Origin of the sequence: Nocardia bhagyanarayanae, assembly GCF_006716565.1 — a bacterium.
Taxonomy (GTDB): Bacteria; Actinomycetota; Actinomycetes; order Mycobacteriales; family Mycobacteriaceae; genus Nocardia; species Nocardia bhagyanarayanae.
In genome coordinates this window covers 447925-473422 of sequence record NZ_VFPG01000001.1, presented here as the reverse complement: position 1 = coordinate 473422, position 25498 = coordinate 447925, and the positions used below count along the sequence as shown (strand labels likewise).

The following is a 25498-nucleotide window of genomic DNA, read 5'->3' as shown; positions in this document are numbered from 1 at the left end:
GGCCTGCGTGCCCAGGATCTGCTGCTCGGAGACACCGACGCCAATCCCGCCACCGACGACGAGGCCGCGGCGAAGGCGGACGAGAACGCCCGGCGGTGGAACGCGCTGACCGACGCCGAACGAGCCACCCTGATTCGCGCGTATCCGGACGTGATCGGCCGAGCGCCCGGCATCGACTCGCATTCCGCCGACACCGCCAACCGGTTGCGGATCGCCCGGGACATCGCGGATCTCAGCGCACGCGACAGCCTGAACCGCCAGGAACGTCAGCGGCTGCGCGACTTGCGGCGCACGGTCGCGGACTTGCGGCGGGCGCAGCTGCGGGCCGCGCGGATCGATCCGAACCTGCCGGTGCGCCTGCTCGCCTACGATCCGAGCGCCTTCGGTGGAAAGGGCAGGGCGCTCGTCGCGTTCGGCAATCCGAACACGGCGACGCTGGTGTCGTTGCACGTGCCGGGCCGGGACGCGACCGTGGCGGATCTCGGCGCAGTCCTCGAGGCGACCGCCGCCAGGCACGCCGCCGCCGCGGGCCGCCTGCGCGCGGGCGAGTCGCTGGCATCCATCGCCTGGCTTGGCTACGACACACCGGGTCGGGGATCGGCGATGGTGAACTGGCGCGCGAAGAAGGCGGCGGAGCTGCTGCGGCGCGATATCGCGATCTTCGACGCGACCAGGGCGGTGGCGGGGAACAAGCCGTCCGTCCGGATCATCGCGGGCGGCTACGGTGTCGACGTCGCGGCGGCCGCGGGCCGTAAGGGCCGGTTGTCGAACCTGGTCGACGATATCGCGCTGGTCGGCATGCCGGGCGATCCGATTCTGCCGTCGAAGCACTTCGGTGACGGCGTCCGGGTGTTCGTGCCCCATGAAACCAACGGTCTCTACCACCAGTGGAACGCGCCGGAGACCGAGGGGGCGAAGCCGCCGAGTGGGGTGCCCGTCGATGCCATGTACCGGGTGTCCGATATCGAGGCCGACCGTGCCGGAACCGCGGTGCACCAGCCGGATGCCGATCCGGCACAGCCGGATTCGCAGCAATCGGATCCGCCGCAACCGGTTTCGCCGCGTCCCGAGCTGACCGAGGGCGGCTGCGGTGTGCAGGCGCTGTGGAAGGCGGCCGAGGTGACCGGCAACCCCGCGATCACTGTTCCGGCGCCGGACAGTGTCGGCCCGGACGGCATGGACTGGCGCGTCATCGAGCGCCACGCCGATGCTCAGCTGACTCCGTTGTGGCGGCGAGGACGCCTCGCCGCGTTGAACCTGCTGGGGCCGGGACGCAGGCGGACGGGACAGCACGCGATCGCCGATGCGCTGCGGTACATGCGCGGCAAGTCCGCCGTGATCGTCATCAACCAGCAGCGGGGTAGCGTTCCCGACGGTGAACCGGGTGCGCACGCGTTCACCATGTACTACGACGCCGCGACCGACAAGGTCATGGTCTACGACCCACTGCGGCAGCCGGATCCGTTCGAATTCGATCCCACCAAGGTTCCGGACGCGAAGGCGACCTGGGGCATTTTCTACGACAAGAACGGCATCGCCACACGTCCGCTCGGCGACGAGCGCGGGCACGGGCTCGCGGCCGGAAGCGGCGCGCGGAACGACGATCTCGACCGGCGGATGCCGCCGCGAGCGGGCACGAGCGATCCGGCCGACCCGATGGCCGCGCTGCGGCGCCTCCTCGACGAATCGCGGATACCCGAGCGGCAGGACCAAGATCCGCTGACCGACCCCGAGCCCGATTACGTCGACGATCTGTCCGCCGCTCTCGGGCTGGATGATTCGCTGTCCGGCAATCCGGATCCGTTGCGGGCGCTGGCCGATCTGGCGCGGCGAGTCGCGCCGTCTCCGCAAATGGCTTCGGATCCGGGATCACGACCCGATCCCGCGCCCCCGTCGCCGGACACCTTCGTCCCGCAACCCTTGTCGCCGGAGTTGACGCGGGCATGGCTGCTTCGCCAGATGAATGTGCCCCTCGACGCAGGGCTCGACGCGCGTCTCACCGAGGCGATCGCCGAGCAGCGGGTTCGAACACTGCTGCGCGCGGGCGCGATCGAGGCGCTCGCCCTCGCGGTCCGGTCGCCGATCGATTCCGCCGACCTCGACCTGAGCGCAGCGGAACTCGCCCACTGGGCCGGTGCGCTCGAGGTGTCCGCCGTCGATCTCGCCACCGATCGCGGCGTCGCCGATACGCTGGCCAGGTTGCGCGCGGAAACCCGCGATTTCGCCGCCACCATCGCCCAGCTTTCCGATGCGCCGCCGCAGCGAGCGGACGCGGGTCCGGCCGGTGGGCGGTCGCCGGAATCCACGTCGCGTTCGGTGGCCGCGCGCAATCGTGGCCGTTGCGCGGAACTGTCGTTGCGGTTGATCAAGGCGTTGACCGGCAGTTCGGTGATCAGGCTGCCGTCGGAGGCTGCCGGGCTGGACGGAATGACCGCGGCCGAACTCCAGGACGCGGCGGGCGGGCGGTTGCGTCCGGTGTCCGGTCACGAGGAGATCGATCGGGCGCTGCTCGACATGCCGGAGGGGTCTTCGGCGTTGGTCGTCGACGCCTATTCCCGCCCGGTGGACGAGCACGGTGTCGGTGCTCATGCCTATGTGCTCCGGCGCGAGGAGAACGGCGTCGTGGTGTACGACGCGGGCGCGGGCACCGTGCGGGGCTTCCCGCCGCGACTGCCTTCCGATATCGGCTCGACGCACATGATCCTGTTCGACGACCGCGGCGTTCCGGTGCACCCCATCGCGAGAGACGGATCCGGCCACCCGACCGTCGATCTGCCGATGCGCATCGGCCTTTCGCTCGGCGAACACTCCGATCAGGTCACTGCTCTGCTGGAGCTGACCAGCGTGGGTAGGGAGATTCTCGCTGTTCTCGGGGACGGCGATGTCTCGATCGACTTCACGCACCAGATGACGAGCGAATTCGCCGACGGCACGTACGACTCGGAATCGGTCGTTGCCGAAATCCGGGTCACCGAACGGCATCTCATCAGCCAGGCGCTGACGCTGGTGCACGAAGGCGTGCACGCGCAGATGGCCTGGGGCGGCGAAACCAGCAACCGGCTGAACCGGATTCGCATGCTGGGCCGGGACGAGTACGTCGCGACGATGGTCCGCGAGGAAGCCCTCGCGGCCGGACGGGAGTTCGAGTTCGCCCGGGAGCTACGCAGGCTCGGTTACGCGGTCGACGACGACAGCCGGCCTGCCGAGCGTTACCTCGCGGCCTTCGACGCGAGGGCCGCGCAGGCGTCGCGCGACGACCTCGGCCTCACCGACGAGGAGATCCTGACCCGCGCACGCGAAGCGGGCGCGGCCGCCATCGCGGACCACATCGCCACCTATCGGTGGGCGGATGGCAACAACTACCTCGAGTACTACGGCGACGCATGGGACGCCGTCATGATCGGCGGTTCCGATGTGCACGGGTGGAGTTCGCCCGAGGCGGAGGCGGAGGTCGCCGAGAACGCGACGCGGCGGGTCGTCGCCCAACGGCGTCGGAGGGAGCTGGCCGGCCAGATCAACGATCTCGCCGGCAGTCTCGGCATCGACACCATCGATGCCATCGACCCGGAACTGCGCGCGGAGACGCTGCCGAGGCTGCGCGAGGCGAACGAGCAGGAATTGGCCGAGCTCGCCGAACGGCTCGGTGTGGATCGGGCCGATGTCGGCCGGGACATGCTGCCCGACGCGGCGATGGAGACACAGCGCGCCGAGTTGCTCGGGCGTGAACTGAAGATTCGGTTGTTGTCCGATCTCGGCGATCAGTACCACCTCCAGGGTGAGTTGATCAACCGTGCCGACACAGCAGCGAATGCCGCCGTGGCAAGGGATGTGCTCGCGTCCGAACTCGAGGAGACCGGACTCGACGGGGCCGAGGCGATCACCCCGCACGTCGCGCTGCTCGACGGAACGCCGCCTCGGGTGGTCGTCGTCGCGCTCGAACGTGAGCACGCCGCCGCGCTCGCCGAGGCCTTGGCGCGCCGCCCGGAACTCGCGTCGGTGCTGCGTCGTCCCGATCTGGATCTGCGGTTGATCGAGGTCGAGGAACCGGGGCCGGACGCGAATGTCGAGGTGACGTCGCTCGGTCCCGACGCCGCCACGGACGTCGTCGACGATGCGTTGAATTGGACTGCCGAGGACGAGCCTGCCGTACCGGTGGGGATGCCGGGTGATTCCGCGGGCGAGACGTCGGCGGATCGGATCGCGCGGGTCCAGCGTCTGCTGGAGAGCAGCGAGATCGGCCGATGGGCCGATGACATGCTGCGGCGCAACAACCTTCGCGTGGTGCACGAACTGGACGTCGAGCCGCGCTACTACCCGGAGCGCAGGACGCTCGTTCTCGGCTACGGCACCTCGGAGGTGCGGCAGGCCATCGATATGGTGCATGCCGCCGCCCACTTGCGTGATGCCGCGGAGGGATTGTCACCGCATCCGCTGACGACGGAGCGTGGCGACTACGTCGACGCGATGGTCCGGCAGGAGAGCCGTGCGCACGCGCTCGAGGCCGAGTTCGTCAAACAGTTGCGGGCCCGTGGACACGTGGTTCCGGTCGGCGATCTGGAAGGCGCGAGCGATGCCGCACGTCTCGGGATGTCGCGCCGTGCGCTGAATCGGATGGCCGAGTTGTTGCGGCCGCGGCACCTCCGTGATCCCATGCGGGACCCGGCGCTCGACTTCGGTGCGGCGGGCATCCGGGCGTACCTGGGGACCTCCGACGGAGGCGTCGCCGACTACGTCGGCGTCTACACCAGGGACTGGAACGACGCGAACGGCGTGGCGGCCGACGGCACGGTCGACGTCGCCGCCCTTCCCGATGCCGATATTCATCAGCATGTCGACGACGCGGAGTTCGTCGAGCATTCCGACGACGACTCGCCGGATGCCCTCGACGGGCCTCAGGACGCCGAGGACGCGCCGCTCGCCGAGCCTTCCGACGCTGTCGCTTCGCACACCGCCGAGGCGAACCGCGGCCGTTGCGCCGAACTCGCGCTGCGCCTGATCAAGCGCCTGACCGGCAGCACGACGATCGAGCCGCCGGACGGCCCGGTCGGACTCGATGGCATGTCGGTCGCCCAAGTGCAGGAGGCGGCGGGCGGGCAGCTGCGCCGGTTCGCCGATCACGAGGCGATCCAACGGCAGCTCCTCGACATGCCGGAGGGCTCGACAGCACTGGTGGTCGACGAGTACGCGGGTCCGGTCGACGAGTACGGCGTCGGCGCGCACGCGTACGTCCTGAGACACGAGAGGGACGAGGACGGCGCGAGCATCGTCGTGGCCCGGGACCCGGGTGCGGACTACACGAAGCGGTTCCCGCCCATCGTGCCGCGGGAAGTGCTCGGCACCTATGCGATCCTGCTCGATCCGCAGGGAAACGCGGTGCACCCCCTGGGAGCCGACCCCGATTCGAACCCTGTCGCCGACATCGATGTCCGCGTCGGTCGTTCACTCGATTCGCATTCCGATCAGGTGCGCGCGCTGCTGCGGGGTACCGAGACCGGCGCGGATGTGCTGCGGGTGCTGGACGACGCGTCGGTACGGGTGCGATACGAACGGGCGGCCGCGGACCGGCGCAGCGGTGGGTTCGCCGCCGAGTCGTTGACGGCCACCGTCTACACCGGCCGCAACGACCATGTGCGCCAAGCATTGTCGCTGGCGCACGAGTCCGTCCACGCCGAGCGGTACATCCGCGGCGAATCGGGCCATCTCGGTATGGACCGTGCGACGTTCATCCGCACCATGGTCGCCGAGGAGGCGGCGGCGGTGGCACAGTGGATCAGGCTTGCCGGACAATTCCGTGCCGACCCGCAGCTCGGCGACTATTTCGGCGATCGGCACTACCTCGAGGACGCCTACGACGCCGCGTACGCCGCACAGCCGGAGCACGGGGAAGACGGAACGCCGCTGAGCGAGGCCGAGATCGCGCGTCGGGCACACGAACGGGCGACCGAAGCGCTCATCGCGGAAATCGAGACCCACGTCTGGCCGAACGGCAGGAACTACTCCGACTACTACGGAGCCGAGTGGGATCGTTCCCGCACCGATCACGGCCAGTTCTACGACGCTGAGATCGCACCCGAACCGGCACAGCCCGCGGCCGCGGCATTGCGGACCAGCGCGGCCGATCGTGTCCGCGCGCACCGCGATCTGGTCGAGGTGTCCGACGAAATCAACAGCGGCACAGCAAGGTACGGCATCCGTCCGCATCTGCCGGCGGACTCGTTGTCCCGGGAGATCGCCGATCGTCTCGGTCCGGTCCGTGCCGAGATGGCCGATCCCGCGACCACACCCGAGCGGCTGGCGGACCTGCGCCGCACCGAGCACGATCTGCTGTCCCTGACCGATCTGATCGCGCGGCGCGAGAACGCGCAGGTGGCCTACGACCGGGAGGTCGACACGCTTGCCGCCTTGGCCGCCCGCGAGGTGCTGGCCACCTACGCTCCGGACGCGCGTCCGCTCGGCGACCACTACGTCTACGTTCCGGGCACACCGAACCGGATCGTCGTCGCGGGGATGCCTTTCCAGCACCAGGCCCTGCGCAATGCGGCGACGGCCGATCCGCGCGTGCGCACGCTCCTGCGCGACGGTCCCGTCGAGTTCGAGCACCTGTCGCTGGGCATCGACGACTTCGGCCAGGTCCGAGCGCGCCGGGTCGACTCTATCGATCCGCGGGTGTTCGAGTCCTCCGGCCGCGCGGTCGCCGAGTCGGATCTGGCGGGCGACGCGACCAGACAGCGCATAGAGCCGATCACGACGGCATTGTCGGACAGCGCGGTCGGCACGTGGGCGCTGGAGACTCTGCGGCGGCATGGCGTCACGATCGAGCACAGTTCCGGCGGGGCGACGCAGTTCTTCCCCGCGCGGCGGGTGCTTGTCATCGATGCGGGCGCCACCGACGGCGAGCACATGCGCGCCATCGTGAGCGGCGCGATACACGCCGAGTTCGCGGGCAGGCAGGATGCCGCGGTCGACGCCCGTGACCGGATCCGTTCGGAGCGACGGGATTACGTCGATCGCAAGATCGACGAGGAGACCTCGGCTCGCGTCTGGGAGATCGTCGCGGCCGTGCAGTTGCGTGGCGCGGTAGAGCTCACCGCGGCCGATCACGTCTACCTCGACGCCTACCGGAAGGCGCGCGCGGACGCGGCGAACGAGATCGGCGGTCCGGCAGACGAATTGGACCGCATCGCGAACCAGGCCGGTTTCGACGCGCTGCGCCCGCACGTCGCGGCGGACCGCCCCTCGGGCTCCGGTCCGACCAACGCCGAGTTCTACGAGCGGGCGTGGCGGGAAGCGCACGGCGAGCCCGCCACCGCGCCGGCCGATCAGCGTCTCACGCCGCCCTCGGGCAGCCCGGAATTCCGCCATGACGCCGATGCGCGGACCGAATCCACCGGGCCGCTGGGGGAGTCGTGGACGGTGCGTCCCAGCCTGCCCGGTGCGAACGACGTACAAGGGGTGCTCGGGTTCGGTGCCTTCGGTCGCGATGCGATGGCGACGCTGCGCGACCTCGGCGCCGACGTGCGTTTCGACGCGAACGGGTCCGTCGATGTGTTCGACGGCAGAACGATGGAGGTGTCGGTCGGGACACGGGATCGCAGCCATCCCGCCCAGGCCGCCGCTATCGTCCGCGCCGCGACGCTCGCCGACGCCGTGCGGACCGGTCTGCTGGAGGTGACACCCGCGCGTGTTCGTGCCCAGGATCGCGCCGACTTCATCGCCGCGCGTGTGCGCGCCGAGGCGCTGGCACTGGGCAGGCAGGCCGAGTTCCATCGCGAACTCGAACTGGCCGGATACGACACCGCCGCGAATCCGGTCACCGATCCCACCGCACGGCAGCGGCTCGAGGCGACCTACCTGGCCGCCTTCGATGCCGAAATCGGCGTGCGAGAGCCGGATTCGGAAATCGATCCGGCTCTGCTCGAACGGGCGCGGCAGGCGGGCGTCGACGCACTGCTCACGGGCGGCGAATTCGACGCACCGGACGGTTCCGGACCCGCACGCGCCCACCGGGACGCCGCGGCCGAGTTCTGGGACGCCCAGCACCGCATCACCGCACCGGACGGGTTGCGCGAATACGCGCCGACCACTCGGGACGCGGCGCGGGCACTGGAGGACATCGGCAGGAAGCGCGCCGCCGTCGAACGCGAACTCGCCCGGGTCGAGGCGGATTGGGATCGCGTCGCGGCGCGACTTGGCGATGTCTCGCTGCTGCGCGGGGACGCGGACAGGCTCGACCGGCAGGACGTGGTGGCGCGGCTGCACGGCCCGGACGGTCCGCGCAGGTACGGTGCCCAGACCGATTTGGCCGTGCTCGCCGAACTGACCGCCCGCCACGGCGAACTGACCGAGCGGCGCCGCGCGCTCGGCGTCGATCTCGCGGCGGCGGTGCGGCGAGATCTCGGTGTCGAGGAACCGATCGCGATCCATGTGGCCCAGGACGGCGTCGTGTTCATCGGCGGTGACCACACGGATGTGGACCTGTCGCCGCGGCCTTCCGATTCCGCCGCGCCCGCGGTTGGTCCCGAAGACGACGCAGCGCGAACGGATTTGGCGGAACTGGTGGCGAAGGCATCGGATCGGGTCGCCGAGCTGCTCGGGGATCACCGCCACGACATCGGTCGATGGGCGGCCCAGACGTTGCGGCGCCACGGTGTGCGGGTGCTCTACACCTCCGAACCGCGCTCGTACCACGCCAGCCGGGACCACGTGGAGGTGGGACTGGAGGAGTCCTACGACCCGTCGACGAACACGGTGGTGCTGCGCGAAGGCGACAATCCGCGCCAGCGGGCCATCGCGCTGATCCGCGCCGCTCGACTCGCCGAGCTGCACGCTTCCTCGCCCCACGGGCCGATACCGCGACTCGGCATGTCGCGCGCGGAGTACATCGACCTGATGCTCGATCACCAGGCCGATGCCGCGGCGCTGGGATTCGCGGCGAACAACCAGTTCACCGACGACAACATGATCGGGTCCATGGCGGGCTCGTTGGCGAAGGCCTACCTCCGGGCGTTCGCTCAGGCCGGTGACGTCCTCGCCCGGGCCTACCGCAACGACTCGGCGATCACCGGGCAGCTGCTCGACGCCGCCTCCCATCGAGCCGCCGTCCGCGCGGTGCGCGACAACCTCGACGAGCTGGTGCCCGAAGTCGACGGCCGGAACTTCACCCAGCGGTTCTCCGACCAGTGGTATCGGGCGCACGGCATCACCCCGGGCGCGGCCGCGCCGCTCGGCGACACGGACGCGCCCGCTCCGCTGCGGCGGCGCATCCACGACCTGGTGGCCGAGCTCGAGCAGGTGCGTGAACTGCGTGCCGACGGCAAGGGCTCGGGCATACCGCGCAGCCCGATCGAAGAGACGTACTCCGATGCCTACGACCGCGCGTATCGCAAGGCGGAGCGGGCACTGGCACGCGAGAAGTCCTCGCGGCCACCGGCGTTGGCCGCAAGGGAGGCCGCAGAGCTCGCGATCCGCCGCCACGTCGACAAGGTGGGGATCGAGAACGCCGAACTGATCGTCGACGTCGTGCGGGCCGCTCGCGCGGACGAGTCCGACGGCGCGTACTGGGGTAACCCGCGCGCGAGCAGGACACCCGAGCCGCTCGGCGACGGGTCCGTCCAGGACAGCACGAGCCCCGCCGACCCCGAGGTGGAGGACGCCGCAGCCGAGGCTGCCGACGCTTCTCCCTCGGTCCCCGTGGCCGCGCACGCCGAGCCGGATGGTCTGAGTTCCTGGCGCGCCGCCGCGGCGGATCGTCGGTACGCCGAGGTCTTGGAGGTGCTCCGCGGCAGCGAAACCGGCCGTGCGGCAGTCGAACTGCTCGCCGAGATGCGTGCGGGCGTGCGTTTCGACGCTAGCGAGTCGGGCGGTGTCGATGCCTTCGATGGGCTGACGATGGATGCCGTCGTCGGTGCGCGTGATCGTGGCCAGCAGATGCAGGCGGCCGCGGTGGTGCGGGCGGCGGCGTTGGCGGAGGCGGTGCGCACCGGGCAGCTCGAGGTGATGCCGTCGCGTATCCGGGCGATGGACCGGGACGCCTATATCGCGGCCCGGTTGCGCGCCGAGGCCGACGCATTCGGCAGGCAGGCCCTGTTCCACCGGGAGTTCGGCACTCCCGAAGTCGGCCCGTCCGAATCACTGGTGGATCGCAACTTCCGGAGCGAGCTGGAGCAGCGGTATCTGGCCGCGTACGAATCCGCACTCGCCGCCGCTCGGCGGCCCGGCGGAGATCCGGACGCGGAGCGGCTCCGGGCGATCGCCCGCGAGGCGGGTATCGCGGCGCTGTTGGCGACCGACCTGTTCGACTCGCCGCATCTTACCGACAGCGGCGCGAGTCTCCGTGACATCGTCGCTGGTGAGTGGGATGCCGCGCAGCACACCGTCGTTCCCGAGGGGACGGACGAGTACGTGCCGTCCACCCCTGAGGCGGCGCGTCGGGTCGAGGGCCTGATCCGCGAGCACGCGGACGTCCGGCGGGCGCAGGCGCTCGTCCAGTTCTCCTTCGATCAGACGGTCGAGCAGCGCAGGGGGCGGATGCGGATTCCCGACGACGTCGATCTCGGATCCGATCGGGCATCGATCATCGCCGAACTGCGGAAGATCGCCCGCAAGCGAGCGGTCGTCGATGACGGCTCCCTCGCCGACGCGTTGCTCACCGAGCTGTCGCAATGGCACGCCCGATTGGACGACGAGCTGGCACGGCTCGAGGGCGAGATCGCCGACGCCGTCGGTCGAGACCTGCCGCAACCGACCCGGGACGGCGGCACGGGGATGCGACGTCCCCGCGTCCATCTCGGCGAATCGGGTGCGGTGTTCGTGCGCCGACCGGACGCGAGCACGCCGGAAACTCCCGAGTCCGGACAGCGGGCCGAACCGGCCGACCCCGACGCTGCCCCGACGAGCAGGCTGGAAAGCCTCGCCGCCTCCCGAAACGAAAAGCTGCTCGCGGATCTGACGAAGGGGGGCAGGCAGATCGGTGACTGGGTGGCGCACACCCTGGCGCGCCACGGCGTGCGGATCCGCTACGCCGATGATCCGGCCGTCGTAGTCGAGCAGCAGGAGGGCGCCGGGCGGACGCCGGGCTACGATCGCGCGACGAATACCGTCGTCCTCCCGTTCTACGAGGGCGCGCAGACGCAGATGGCGGCGCTGGTACGCGCCGCGGTCGCGGCCGAATTGGATGCCCGTGGCGCGGGTCGGGCTTCGGACAGGTTGTCGCTACAGCGAGACGCTTACATCGCGGCCCAGCTGAACCGCCGGGCCGAGGCGTACGCGCTGGACTTCCAGCACCGTCGCCTCCAGGCGGCCACGGCCGGAATCGACCGGTACCACGTCGGAGCGGGGCGCACCAAGGGCAGCAGGCGCATAGACGATCCGCTGGAACAGGCCTTCCTCGACGCGTTCACCGAGGCGAGGAAGATCGCCGAGCAGGTGTACGGCAAGAACAGCGCGGTGGGCAGGGACATGCTGAACGCCGCCGCCTACCGTGCGGGTCTGCGGGCCGTCCGCGCGGCCCTCGACACCTCGGAAACGCGCATCGACGGGCTGACACCGGCCCAGTACGCCGGGGCGGAATGGGACCGGGCCCACGGACTTCGTCCCGATCTCGCGCCCGAGGGGGAAGCGGAGCGCGCGCCGGTCGCCGACGACAGCCCGCAGGCGCTCGACCGGCAGGCCCGCACCTTCACCGACGAGATCCGGCGATTCGCCGAGAAGCGGGCCGAGGGTCGCTACATTCCGTTCGGTCCGGCCGAGGCGGCGTACACGGCGGCCTACGACCAGGCGTACCGCAAGGCCGAGGGTGCGCTCGCCCGCGATCCCCAGGCGCCGTCGCCGCACAAGGCCGCCGAGGAGGCGGGGCTCGCCGCGGTTCGCAAATATGTGGAGAAGGTGGGCGCCCAGCGCGCCTGGATCGCCTTCGACGTCATCCGTTCGGCCGACCTGACAGAACAGGACGGTCTGCACTGGGGTTCGCCACGCATCGCCGCTGTGCCCGAGGCGGATTCGGCGCCGCCGACCGAATCGACGAGCGACGAGCTGGTGCGCCGCGTCGTCGAGGACCAGCTGCGAGCGCGTCCCGACGGTGCGCGGTCGAGCCCGAATGTGCTGCGGTTCAAGCCGGAGTCGAGCACGCCGGAGTTGCTGGTCATCGCACCGAAGGGTGAGCACCTCGACGCGCTGGACCAGGTGAGCCGCGACGATCCCGCGCTGCGCGACGCCCTGTGGGACGGGCATCGCATCCGTTACCTGGCGGTCGAGCCGGGACCCGACGGCAACCCGTCCACGGTCGAGCTGTCCCGCGACGTGGCCGAGGGAGCGCGCCGGTACCCCTCGCTGCCCGACGCCGTCGCCACATTCCTCTCGGAGTACCTGCGGTTCCGGGCCGAGGGCAGGATCAGGGAGGGATTCGCCGACTGGATCACCCGGCTGGGTGAGGAGGCGTTCTTCCACCGGAACGAGCCCCGGCTCGCGTTCCGGATGGAGAACCGGTGGGTATCGACCCCGGTCCTCCTGCAACCCGACGTGGTCGAGGTGGGATTCCTTGCGGCGCAGAACAATCCGCAGTTGCCGGAGACCGATCCGGCCGCGGTGGCCTACCGCATGCACACGCGCCGGATTCCGCAGCCGCTCGTCCGGGTGCGCGAACCGTTGCCGAGCCCGCAGTTCCTCAACAGGCAGGTGCGGGTCGGCCCGGTCCGGGTGGACATCTACCTGGAAAACGACGGCAAGGGTAACTGGCGGGTGCCGCTGACCGGTCGCGACGGCGGCACCGACGTGCTGGCCAGGTACTTCCCCACCATGACCGACACCGATCCGGATCGGTTGGTGGAGCGGATCGCTCGGAAACTCACCGACGGAACCGCCGAAATCGGCGACGGCACGCTGCCCGAGGACACGCGCGACACGGACAACCCGCTGTCGCACGAGCTGGACGACAACACATCCGCGCCCGGCGGCGCGAGCTCCGCGGATGCCCCGCCCTCGGTTCCGGTCGCCACGCGCCCCGCCCCCGACGGGCTGAGCCGGTGGCTCGTCGGGTCGCCGGATCGTGGGTTCGCCGAGGTCTTGGATGTGCTCGGTGCGAGCGAAACCGGCCGTGCCGCTATCGAACTGCTTTCGGAGATGCGTGCGGGCGTGCGTTTCGACGCTAGCGAGTCGGGCGGTGTCGATGCCTTCGATGGGCTGACGATGGATGTCGTCGTCGGTGCGCGTGATCGCGGCCAGCAGGCGCAGGCGGCTGCGGTGGTGCGGGCGGCGGCGTTGGCGGAGGCGGTGCGCAACGGGCAGCTCGAGGTGATGCCGTCGCGTATCCGGGCGATGGACCGCGAGGCGTATGTCCAGGCTCGGTTGCGCGCCGAGGCGGACGCGCTCGGCAGGCAGGCCCTGTTCCACCAGGATTTGGGTACGCCAGAAGCAGATCCGTCCGAGTCGTTGCCTGCCCGCGACTACCGGATGGCGCTCGAGCAGCAGTACCTCGCCGCGCACGATGCCGCCATCGACTCGGCCAGGCGCGGCGACGACAGCCTGACCGAGACGCGGCTGCGCGAGATCGGCCGCGAGGCGGGCATCGCGAAACTGCTCGCGACCGATCTCTTCGACTCGCCGGACTTCGCCCCCGACGGCACGAGTATCCGGGACAGCGCCGGTCGTGAATGGGATGATTTGCAGCGCAACGTCGTTCCCGACGGAATGGACGAGTACGTGCCGTCCACTCCGGAGGCGGCGCGTCAGGTCGAGGGCTTGCTCCGCGAGCACGCGGACATCCGGCGGGAACAGGCGCGGATTCGGTTCGATTTCGATCGTGCCGCCGGGCGTCTTCGGCAGAGTCTGCAGATTCCCGACACCGTCGATCTCGGCTCCGATCAGGACGCGATCATCGCCGAGTTGCGCCGTGTCGCGAGCCGACGGCCCGGTCTCGGCGACGGCGATATCGCCGAAGCCGTGCTCGTCGACCTGTCGCGGTGGCATGCGCGGTTGGACGGCGAGCTGGCACGGATCGAGGGCGAGATCGCCGATGCGGTCGGCCGCGATCCAGCGCGGCCGGAGACCACCGACGGCACGACGGCGCACCGCCCGAACGTTCAGCTCGACGACTCGGGTTCGGTGTTCGTCGTGGACTCGCCCGAGGCGGCGGTCGACGCGCGCCGACTCGGCGCCTCGACCGATCCCGACGACTCGGCCGGATCCGATCTCGATCAGTTGACGCGCAGCCGGCACGATTCGCTCGTCGAAAAGCTTGTCCGCCAGGTAGAACGAATCGGACCTTGGGTGCACCGAACACTGGCGCGCCACGGCGTGGGCATTCGATTCACCGACGATCCGGCTCTGTCGGTTCGTCGCCCGGACGCCGCCGACGACGCGCGGTCACTCGGTTACGAGCCGCTCACCAACACCGCGGTGATCCAGGTCGGCGATGCCCAGCACACGCAGATCGGTGCTCTGATCCGCGCGGCGGTCGCGGCCGAACAGCGCGCGCTCGGTGTCGACGCGCGACAGGAACGGCTGACGACGAATCGCGACGAGTACGTCGCCGCGAGCTTGGATCGACTGGCCGAAGCGTACGCGATGGAATACAACTATCGCCGCTTCGAAGATCTCAACGATGGCACGAGACCTGTCCGTGCGGGTACGAAGCAAGCGCGCGAGGGCGGGCGGTCGATCGAAGACGCGCTCGAATGGGCCTTCGACGAGGCGTATTCGGCCGCGGCGAAGATCGTCGCGCCGATCCTCTACAAGAACGACGCGATCACCTACGACATGCTCTGGGCGGCCTCGTACCGTGCCGGGTTGCGGGCGGTCCGCGCGAATATCGATGCGCTGGGCGGCCGCATCGACGGGCTGTCGCCGAGCCGGTACGCCGGGGCGGAATGGGATCGCGCCCACGGTCTGGACGCCGGCGTCGCCTCGGACGAAGACGGTGTGCCTACGCCCGATCGAGAAAGCCGGGAGGCGCGGGACCGGCTCAGCCGAACCCTCGCCGACGAGATCCGGCGGTTCCCCGAACTGCGAGCCGACGGCCGGTTCATTCCGCGTGACGCGGCCGAAGCCGCCTACACCGACGCCTACGACAAGGCGTATCGCAAAGCCGAGCGCAGGCGGTCGCGCAATCCCGAGGCCCGCCCGCCCGCGCGGGTCGCCGAGGAGGCCGGGCTCGCCGCCGTCCGCAAATATGTCGACCAGGTGGGCGCGGAGCACGCCGAGGTCGTCTTCGACATGGTTCGCTCGGCCGATCCGAGTGAACGAGGCAGACTCCATTGGGGATCGCCCGTTTTCAGGTCGGACATCGCGGCCGATGCTCGGGCGGATACGGGTCAGAGTTCGGTCGCCGAGTCCGGCGCCGATGTCCAGCCGGATGTGGATCCGAGTTCGGTCGCCGAGTCCGGCGCCGATGTCCAGCCGGATGCGGATCCGAGTTCGGTCGCCCAGTCCGCCGTGGACGCCCGGGTGGATACGGACCCGAGCGGGTTGGCGGAAAGGACCGGGAAGAAGCTCACCGACGGAACCGCCGATCTCGGCGAAACCTCACCGCCCAAGAGCATATTCGGCCGCATAAAGGCCCGACTGCCCTTCGGTCGCAAGGCGAGCGCCGAAGTCGAATCGGTCATGAACCGGGCCGAACCGGACCGCGCCGACCCCGACGACCTCCGGCTCGGACCCGACGGCAGGCCCGACCGCCGTGGACCCGGCGGCTACGAGGCGCCCGAGTTCCCGATGGAACCGAATGCCGATGGGGGACAAGGGAAGCCGCCGAACCGGCCGCCAACCCCCGCGCCGTTGCCCGATGAACCCGACGAAGGCGAGGGACGTCCGGCTCCGCGTCCGGCGGAGCAGCGCGAGCATCTGTTCGAGTTCGAGGGACTGACCTTCCATCTCGATCTGACCGACGATGGCGCGGGTGCCTGGAATCCCGTGCTGCGCCAGGAGAATTCGCCCGCGCAGGAATCGGAGACCGCGCCCAAGGCTACGAACCCGAAGGAGGTCGAGACTCCGCACGCGGCGCAGAAGCCGCCCGGCGCCCTCGACAAACCCAAGTCGAAGTTCCTCGCGAACACCGCCTACCGCGACGGCTTCAAGGGCTACAACCCGAAGTATCCCTCCGGCTCCAGCGTGGACGGCGCCGGGCAATCGGTGCTCGGATACTCGGCGGGTCTGCCGCTCACCAAGGACAGCGGGCAGGGCGAGGTACTCCAGATCAAGTTCAACCCGGCGCGCGTCCTCAAAGAGGGCGTGACGATGTGGAAGAGCCGCGAGTACATCCCGATCCTGAACCGCCTGACCAGCCGCGTTCCCGACCGCGCCGCCGAATTCCAGCCGATCCGCGATATGGACGGCACCGAATACCGGCCCTGGATCGATGACACCGACCCCGAAGCGGTGCGCAAGGAACACGGCGTCGACATCGACGAGATGCGGCGGCGCGACGACGCGGCGCAGCAGGCGAATACGCCGGAGGCCCAGCAAGTTCCGGCCAACGAGCTTCCACAGGCCGACCCCCCGATCCCGGCGGCGAATACCGGAGCCACCGGCGCCTTCGCCGATCTGCTGAACGAGCTGGCGGACGCCGCCGACCGTCGCCGGGAGCTGGCGGACCGGCTCGTGGCAGCCGCGCGTGACATGGGTCTTGCCCTCGATCCCGGCCTGGACGGCGAGGCGGCCCTGCGCGCGGTGCGGGTCCTGCAGTATCAGCAGGCCAGGCGGATCGGTGCGCTCGCCGGGCTCGCCGAGGCCGCCGTGCGCTACGACGCGGAGAACCGGCGCATCCCGTTCAGCCAAGAGGTCAGCTTCTTCGACAACGACCCGATGACGCGCTTCCTGCGCGAGATCGTGCACGCCGACGACCGGCCGACGACGCTGCTGGACTGGCAGGGGGTCAACAACGGCGGTGAGCCCGGTCGCGACTGGGGCGACCTCAGCTACACCGATCAGCCCGGCATCGACCAGGGCAAGCCGGGCTACTTCGTGAACGCGCTGCGCCGCGATCAGATCAAGGACGAGCGCGCCGTCTGGGCCCAGCTGCTGCAGGTCGACCTGCACTATCTCGACGCGCATCCGCGCGGTGCGCTGGCCGACGCCCTCGCCAATGTGTACGCGCGGACCGACGACATCGCCCGATTCGCCGAACTGGCAGACGAATTCGTGCGTGCCGACGGCAACGCCGACGAGCTCACGCGGCTGGTGACCGAGCTGGCGCTGCGCTCCTCGATCGTCTCCGACGGTGGATTCCTGATTCCGGATGCCGACGGGCTCGGGCTGCTGCCCGGTGTGGACGGCGGACCGATGCGGCTCATGGTGGTCGACGGTCACCTCGACCACGCCCATGTGCTCGCCGCGGCGCTGCGCGCACACCCGAATATCGCCGAGGTCGTCGGCGACGGTCAGGTCGACGTGGTGTTCCGGGTGGCCGAGATCGCGCCCGACGGCACCATTCGGGTCAGTGACAGCGAGCCCGTGCGGGTGCGGCACGTCGATGAGGTAGTGGACGGCCGCAGGCTGGACCTGACCTTCCTGCTCGACGAGGACGGACGGTGGCGCCCAGTTGTCGAGAGCGCGCCAACGACCGAAGGAGAGAGCCCGCGGCCGAAGCCCGATCTGGAAGGGCTGTCCCGCACCGAGATCGAGGCCGCGCGCCAGGAACTCGCGCGGCGGCTGGGTGTGCCCGAGTCCGAGCTCGACGACCCGCAGCGCTTGTCCGACCGGATGGAACAGATCCGCGCGGAGAACAAGATCAGGGCCAGCCAGATCGAAGCGCTCATCGACTACGGCCGCACCGCCTGGGATATCGATGACTTCCACACCATCGGCGACGCCCGCGCGCAGCTGGCCGACCGGCTGAAGCTCGAGCCCGGCGAGCTGACGCCGGAGCGGCTCGCCAAGGCCTTCGTGCTGGACAAGATCGGCTCGGCCCGCAGGCATCAGGCCGTCGAGGACCTCGTCGCCTACGCGACGCTCATGCGCGGCATCGATGCCGATGTGGTCGACGCCGCGCGGGATCGGCTCGCCGATCGGCTCGGGGTGGGCAGGCGGCGCGGCCGTTTCCCCAAGGACCTCTTCCCGCGCAACTACCGCAACGACGAGAAGAAGTACCGCCCCGACCGGACCGGCACCGATCCGAAGCGGCTGAACAAGGCGATCGCCAAGCTCGCGCGCAGACCGGCCGAGCGCGAGAACCTGATCGATGCGCTCACCGAGTACTACCGCACCATCAATCGGCTCGACCCGTTCGATCCGGTGTCGCGCGGCGCGGACGCGGTGGACCCCCGCCTGGCCGATGTCGAATTCCCGGTACACGACAAGGCCGTCGCGCATCTGCTCGACATGGTCGGCGATCTCGAGTCGCTGGCCGAGGCGCTGCGCGGCGCCCGGGTGCTCGACGGATTCGGCATGCTCGGCGCGAACAACTCCGCGCCCGATCCGCAGCCGACGCCGAACCAGGATTTCACCAGGACCGTCGGCGTCGATCTGCCCGAACCGATTCAGCCGACCGACACCGACGAGGAAAAGGCGGCCAAGGCCAAGCGTTTCGAGAAGGTCTACGAGATCTATCGCGACGGAAAGATCGACCAGAAGGAACGGCTCACGCCGCGGCAACTGGCGAAGGTGCAGGCCGAACTGCGCGCCGAGGTGCACGGGCGGGCCGAAGATCTCGACATGCTCGCCGCGCTCAACGAGCGGGCCGCGGAACTGGATCGGCAGGCGCGACGACCACTGGAGATCGCGCGGCTGCTCGGCGAGCGCGGCGCCGCGCTCGCCCAGCTCGACGCCGCCCGTGCAGAGGTCGAGGCGGCCACCGCTCGCTACCGCACCGCCGAACCGCAGGACCGCGCCGCCGCGCTCGACGATCTGGCTGGGGCCGCGCGCAGGCAGCAGGCCGCCGACGCCGAGCTGGCGCGGGTGGACGCGGCGCTGGCCGCGACCCGTCCCACCGAACCGCCCGCGCTGCCGCCCGCCGCCCAGGGTGTGGTCGCGAGCCAGGACGAGGGCTCGAGTGCGCACACCCGGCCGGAACCCTCCGCCGACGGTGGCGGCCGGAAACCACCGCAGCGGCCGCCCGCGCCGCCGACCCCGGATCCCGAGGAACCCGGGCCCAGGACCGATGTCGAGATCGCCCGCCGCGTGACTCAGCGGCTCGCGGCGGAGAACGCCACTGCCGTCCGGGAATTCAACGCGGCGGACGCGGCCAGGAACGCGGCGATGGCGGGCCTGCCGGTCACCCGCGAGGAGCTGGGCCCGTACCCGGATCAGGTGGCGAACACCATCGAGCGGTTGGGGAGGGCGCATCCCGAGCAGGCGGCGCGCATCGCGGAACTGCGCGAAGCCGCCCTGCGCTACCTCGCCGCCGAGTCCGAGGTGGAGGTGCTCGACGAGGCACTGGCCCGCGCCATGCAGCGCGAAGCGCTGGCCGAGGAGGGCGCGGGTCGCATCGACGACACCGTCGGCGTCGTGGCCGGTGAGCCGCCGCGCATCGTCGTGGTCGGCTGGCATTCGCCCGGGAATGCGCGCGCCCAGCTCGACGCCGAGTATCCGCTGCTGCGCCCGCTGCTCGCCCGGCCGGGAGTGGTGGTCACCCACATCGAGATCGCCACCCTCGACAACGGTCGAATCGTCCACCGCCGCACCGACTTCGGCCCGGACCGGCCGACCGGCGCGACACCGGAGCAGCACGGAACGGGCGGCCGGTCACCACGCCAGCGCGCCGAGGAGCGCTACCAGCGGGCGCTGCGTGATGCGCACCGTCAGCTCGGGCAGCCGGGGCAGGAGGATCCGCGGACCAGGGTGTGGCCGGGCGGCCCGCAGCCGGAGGGTGATCGGGCGGTCACCGACGCCGTTGCGCGGCGCGATGCACTGGCGGCCCGGATGCGGGAGCTGGCCGACAGCATTCCGGCGGTCGCCGACCGGCTCGGCCCGGATTCCCTGCTGCCGGAGAACGTCATGGCGACTCTCCGCGAGGTGAGTCAGCTGGCGATGGTCGGTGACGATGTCGCTCGCATGCGTGAATTCATCGATGTCGCAGTGGCTTTCCTGCCCGCCGAGGCCGCGGTTCACCTCGCCGATGTGCCGGTCGGCCCGGTCGTTGCCGCCGCGCCTGCGCCGCAGGCGCCCGCGTGGCCGCGCATCGGCATACCGCGCGTGCACGATCCGGTGACACCGGAGTTCCGCGGTCGGCTACCGCGACTCGCGGCCGATATCGCAAGCACCGCGTCCGAGCGCGCTCGAATCGAGTCGGCGCTGGCGGATCTCGCTCGGACGATCGGCGTCGACCCCGATGGTCTCGGCCCGCGTGAGATCGCCGAAGCCGTCGACGCGCGGGTACGGGCCGCCGATGCCGCGGTGGCCGAGCTGATCGGTCGTCCGGACGATCCGGCCCGAATCCTGCCCCAGCGCGACGAACTGGCCGCCGCTCTGCGGGATGCCGCCGAATCGCGTTCGGCCGCCGCGGAAATCCGGACCGAGCTGGATCGTCTGCGGACCGCGCTCGCCGACGAACGCGCCGCTGTGCAGCGTGCGGGAGAGCACGCGGCCCGCGATGTACTCGCCGGCGTGGACGCGCGAGTCGACTCCGAGGGTGTCGGCCACCTGCCCGGCGGCAGGCGAGTGCTGGTCGCCTCGCCCTCTCCGTCGCCGGACGACCTGCTCTCGCCCCGGGAACGGCAGCAGCTGGCCGACGCCGGAGTGCGCGTCGACTACGTCCACGTCGAGGTCGACGAATCCGGCACGGTCACAACGACCCCCATCCGTCCACCGGACACCGGCAGCGCCGACCCCGCCGCGTCCGTGCCCCCGGGCCACGACCCCTCCGGCGGTTCCGACGCCGCCGGGTCGCAGCCCGAGCCCTACCAGCCGAAGCACCGCGGCCGCCCAGCGGATGAATCCCAGCCCGAGGCGAAAACCTACGAGCCGAAGCACGCTGCTCCGCAGCAGGAAGTTTCGCAGCCGGAAACGGCCGAACCGAAGCACCGTGGCCGCCCGGAGGACGAGTCCGAAGCCGAACCCGACGCGCACCAGCCGAAGCATCGCGGCCTGCCCGCGGACGAGTCGCAGGCGCAGGCGCGGCCATACGAGCCGAAGCATCGTGCGTCGCAGTCCGATGTGGCGGAATCCGAGGGCGCGCAGGCTCCGCCGCCGGAGCCGAGCGCGGGCACAGGGCGGCATCGTGGTCAGCCTGCGGACGAGTCCAGTTCGCAGGAAACGGATTACGAGCCGAAGCATCGCGCGCCGCAGTCCGATGTAGCGGAGCCCGAGGGCGCGCAACCCGACGGCGCGCAGTCTCGGACGCCGGATCCGAGTGCGGGCACGGGGCGGCATCGGGGTGAGCCTGCGGACGAGTCGGATTCGCGGGAGCGGGATTACGAGCCCAAGCATGGTGCGTCGCAGTCCGATGTAGCGGAGCCCGAGGGCGCGCAGTCTCGGACGCCGGATCCGAGTGCGGGCACGGGGCGGCATCGGGGTGAGCCTGCGGACGAGTCGGATTCGCAGGAACCGGATTACGAGCCGAAGCATCGCGCGCCGCAGTCCGAAGTAGCGGAGCCCGAAGGCGCGCAGCCTGAGAGCGCGCAGCCTGAGGGCGCGAAGTCTCGGACGCCGGAGCCGAGCGCAGGTCCAGGGCGGCATCGGGGTGATCCTGCGGATGAGTCGGGTTCGCGGGAGCGGGATTACGAGCCGAAGCATGGTGCGTCGCAGTCCGAGGTGGCGGAATCCGAGGGCGCGCAGTCTCGGACGTCGGAATCGAGCGATGGTGCGGGGCGGCATCGGGGTGAGCCTGCGGACGAGTCGGGTGTGGAGCCCGACTACCAGGCGAAGCATCGCAGGGATCTTGCCGAAGGGGTGCAGGCCGAGGGGGATCAGGCGCACCGCGGCGCATCGGCGCCCGAATCACAGCAGTCCGGCGAACAGCCGCAACCCGCGCAACCGGGCGGACAGCCGCAGCCTGCGGAACCGGGCGATCAACCGCACGTCGGGCAGCCCGAGGCCGCGACGTTGCCGCCGGAGGCACAGGAGGCCCTGGATCGGCTCCGTGCGGAGCGCGCCGAGGCCGTGGCGCGGCGCGCGGAATGGGACGACATCCGGCGGATGCGTGCGGAGGCCCTCGACGCATCGGACGCGTCGACCGTCGACGCTTTGGCACGGGCCGCGCGCGTGTTCGACGAAGCGAATGCTGCGGTGGCCGAACTCGACGCGGAGATCGCCGAACTCGAACTCGCGAACACACCGGAGGGCGTGTACCGGCAGCTGATGCGCGAACGCGCCGTGCTGGCCAGGGAACGCGAATTCTGGCGCGCCAAGCGCGATGACAGGTACTCGCGGTTCAGCGATCTTCCGCTGCCGTTCGGCGATGCCGCGCAAGCGCTGAACCAGTCCAATCTGGCGCGCACCCTGGAACACCTGGAAGCGAGTGTCGCCGGCACCAGGAACGTCGCGGGCACCGGCGAAGAAGCCGGGTATGTGGCACGCGAGGAGCTCGATCTCGGCGAGATCGCGCGTCGCCGCGAGCAGATCTTCAAGTTGCACGATGCCGCGTTGCGGTACAACCGCGTGCAGACGGCGCTGGCCGAAGTGGATCGCCGGATCGCGGCGCTCGGCCGGGTCGGCATCGGGGAGCCGCAACCGCTGTCGCGGCAGGTCAGCGCCGAAGTCGACCGCCTGGCACGGGAGCGCGCCCGCGAGGTGCTCGAGTCCAAGCCGTGGCGGCAGATGCGCGCCGATATCGCCGCGCGCTTGCGGGTGAACGAGGCCGATCTGGGCCCGAATGCCGTGGCGCGGCTGGAGTCGCCCGAGCAGGCGCTGGAAGCGGCGCTGGCTGAGGCGGCCGGTCGGACCATCAGGGTGGACCAGCTGGCCGAACACGTCCGCAACATCGACTTGCTGCGCGAGGCCGCGACGCGCGTGAACGAGGCCGACAATCGCATCGCCCGCATCCAAGGCAGGATCGCCGAATTGGCAGGAGCGGGACGCGATTTCCTCGCCGCGGAGGGCGCGCGTCAGGTCAGCGACCGGGTCGGGTTCGTCGATGGCGACCCGCAGCGGATCATCGTGATCGCACCGCGCGGCACGCTCGCCGCGCCACGGGCCGAACACGACGCCGCCCTGCTCGATGCCACTCATCGCGATTCGCGGGTGGCGCGCGCGATGCTGTCGCGGGACACGACGATCGAGTACCGCGAACTCGTGGCCGAACTCGATCAGCCGGTGACGACCAGGCGACTGCGTCCGCCCTCGCGGGAATTCATGACGCTCGGTCCCGACGACGCTCCCATCCTGCGCCGGGTGCGCTGGCAGTCCGGTGAGCGCGATTCGACGACGTGGTACGAGGTGAATCCGGAGCGGCCGGAATGGCGGACCAACCGTAAGGGCCCGACGACGCCGAAGGAGTTCAAGGAGCGCGATCTGCCCGAGGGCGTCAGCGGCTGGGCGACGAATCCGTTCCAGGCGGCGGTGGTGGATCCGTTCGTGGACAACGGCTCCGGCATCAACAAGGGCCTGCTGCCCACGATCCCCGGTGGGCAGCCGACCTACCCCGGCCCGACCTACGAGCTGCCCTTCGCGGACGTCTTCTACCACTTCATGCGGTTGACCTTGGAACCGGCGAAGTTGTTCGGTTTCACCTGGTACAACGACTCCGCGCATCCCGGCCGGATCTCGCCCGGCTTCAAGGGCCACCCCTGGTTCCGGAAGAAGCGCGCCGACGTCCAGCCGATGGCCCGCGAACCCGAGCGCGCCGAGCAGGCACACGCCCCAGGCGAATTGGACGGCTACGACAGGAAACAGGTCGACGAGCAGCGCGCGTGGCAGCGGGTGCAGAACTGGGCCACCGAGCAGTACCGGCTGTTCCGTTCGTCCGATGGTGACATCGACCGCATCACAGCCAATCTCGCCGCCCGCCCCGAGTTCGAGGGCGCGGCGCGCGAGGTTCGCGCGGCGGAGATCGTGGACCGGATCGCGAGCGTCGTCGAAGACTACATGTCGGCGCGCATCGAGGTGACGACGCGCAACTCCGACGACCCCGGCCCTGACCTCGGCGCCATCGTCGCGGACCTGGCAGGAACGCTGCGCAGCGAACAGCCCGGCGACGCAGCCAGATTGGTCGACGACATCCGCGAGGCGCTGCTCGGCCTCAAGCCCGACCGAGCCGCGATCGCCGCCGAGGTCGCTGTGCGCTTGGACAATTCCGTTCCGGCGTTCAGCCGCGAACAGATCGCGCAGATCAAGCACCACTACATGGAGGCCGAGTACCGGCGGGCGCTGCCCATCGACGGGTCGCCCGCGCGGATGCGCCTGGACGAGGTCGCCGATGTGGCCGAGGCGTGGCTCCGGCTGATCGCCGACGATGCGAAACCCGAAGACGTGCTGATGTTGCAGGACGCCTTGGCGGAGTCGAACTTCCTGCGCGCCAACGACTGGGCGGCCTGGCGCGATGCCAACCAGTACGCCATCCGCATCGGCTTCGACTGGGACTCGGTGCGGCCACCACTGACCGGCTGGCGCAAGGGCACGAAATACGCGCCCGCTCCGCTGCCCGAGGACGTTACTCGGCAACCGGGCCCGGATTCCGACGACGATGGTCCCGCTCCGTTGCCACCCGGCCCCGGACCCGATTCCGGACCGAACCGTCCAGCGCTGCCATCCCACACCCCCGGCCAGCTGCCGCCGACGCCGTCACCGGACGATGTCGCGACGGTGTCGCTCGGGCGTCCGGTCGGTGCGGATGATCCGACGGTGCAGCTCCCAGGGTCGGTCGGTGCGGACGACCCGACCGTGCAGCTTCCAGGTCCGGTCGGTGCGGACGACCCGACCGTGCCGCTCCCACGTTCGGTCGATGCCGATGATCCGACGGTGCAGCTTCCAGGTCCGGTCGGTGCGGACGACCCGACCGTGCCGCTCCCACGTCCCGTCGACGCCGACGATCCGACCGTCGACCTGGGTCGTCGCCCAGGTCCAGAGATCGATGGGTCTCCCTCGGCTGCTCCACAGGATCCTGCCGATCCGCGGGTGTCGAATTGGCCGGGTGGTCCGAATGCCGCACGGACACAGCCGGTTCGCTCGCAGGACACCGCGCCCGGTGATCCGGGCGGCGACCTGCCGGACAACGGGGTGCCGCCGAACGATGGTGATACGGACCAAGGTTCGGCCGGTGCCATCGGTGACAACCCGACCATCGACCTGCGCCGCGGCGCCACGAACGTCGAGCGCGACGCACACGGGCGACCGGTGGATCCGCAGGGTGAACCACCCGCACAGCAGGACGAAACCACGCGGCCGATCCACCGCGACGAGCAGCGGGACGAGGCGGACGACCCCGAACAGGACGGCAACGCCGAAACCTCCGGGGACCGCCACGAGCTCGACAACCCGCGGTTCGGTGCGCGCCTGCGGTACGGATACGAGAACTGGGACGCGGTGGTCGACGCGCTCGCCCCGCACGAGCGCGCGGTGCTGGAACGCATCGCTTCGTTGAGCGCCGACGGCAGCCGGTTCCGCGCCGAGATCGACGCCGCCTTGCGCGGTGACG

1 protein-coding gene (cut by both window edges) is annotated in these 25498 nt (G+C 70.5%); it reads left to right on the top strand.

All 25498 nt of this window come from inside a single coding sequence — locus FB390_RS01645, hypothetical protein, on the top strand. Of the gene's 42723 coding nucleotides, 2688 precede the window and 14537 follow it; the stretch shown corresponds to coding positions 2689–28186 — codons 897 (complete) to 9396 (partial); the first codon wholly inside the window starts at position 1. Both the start codon and the stop codon lie outside the window.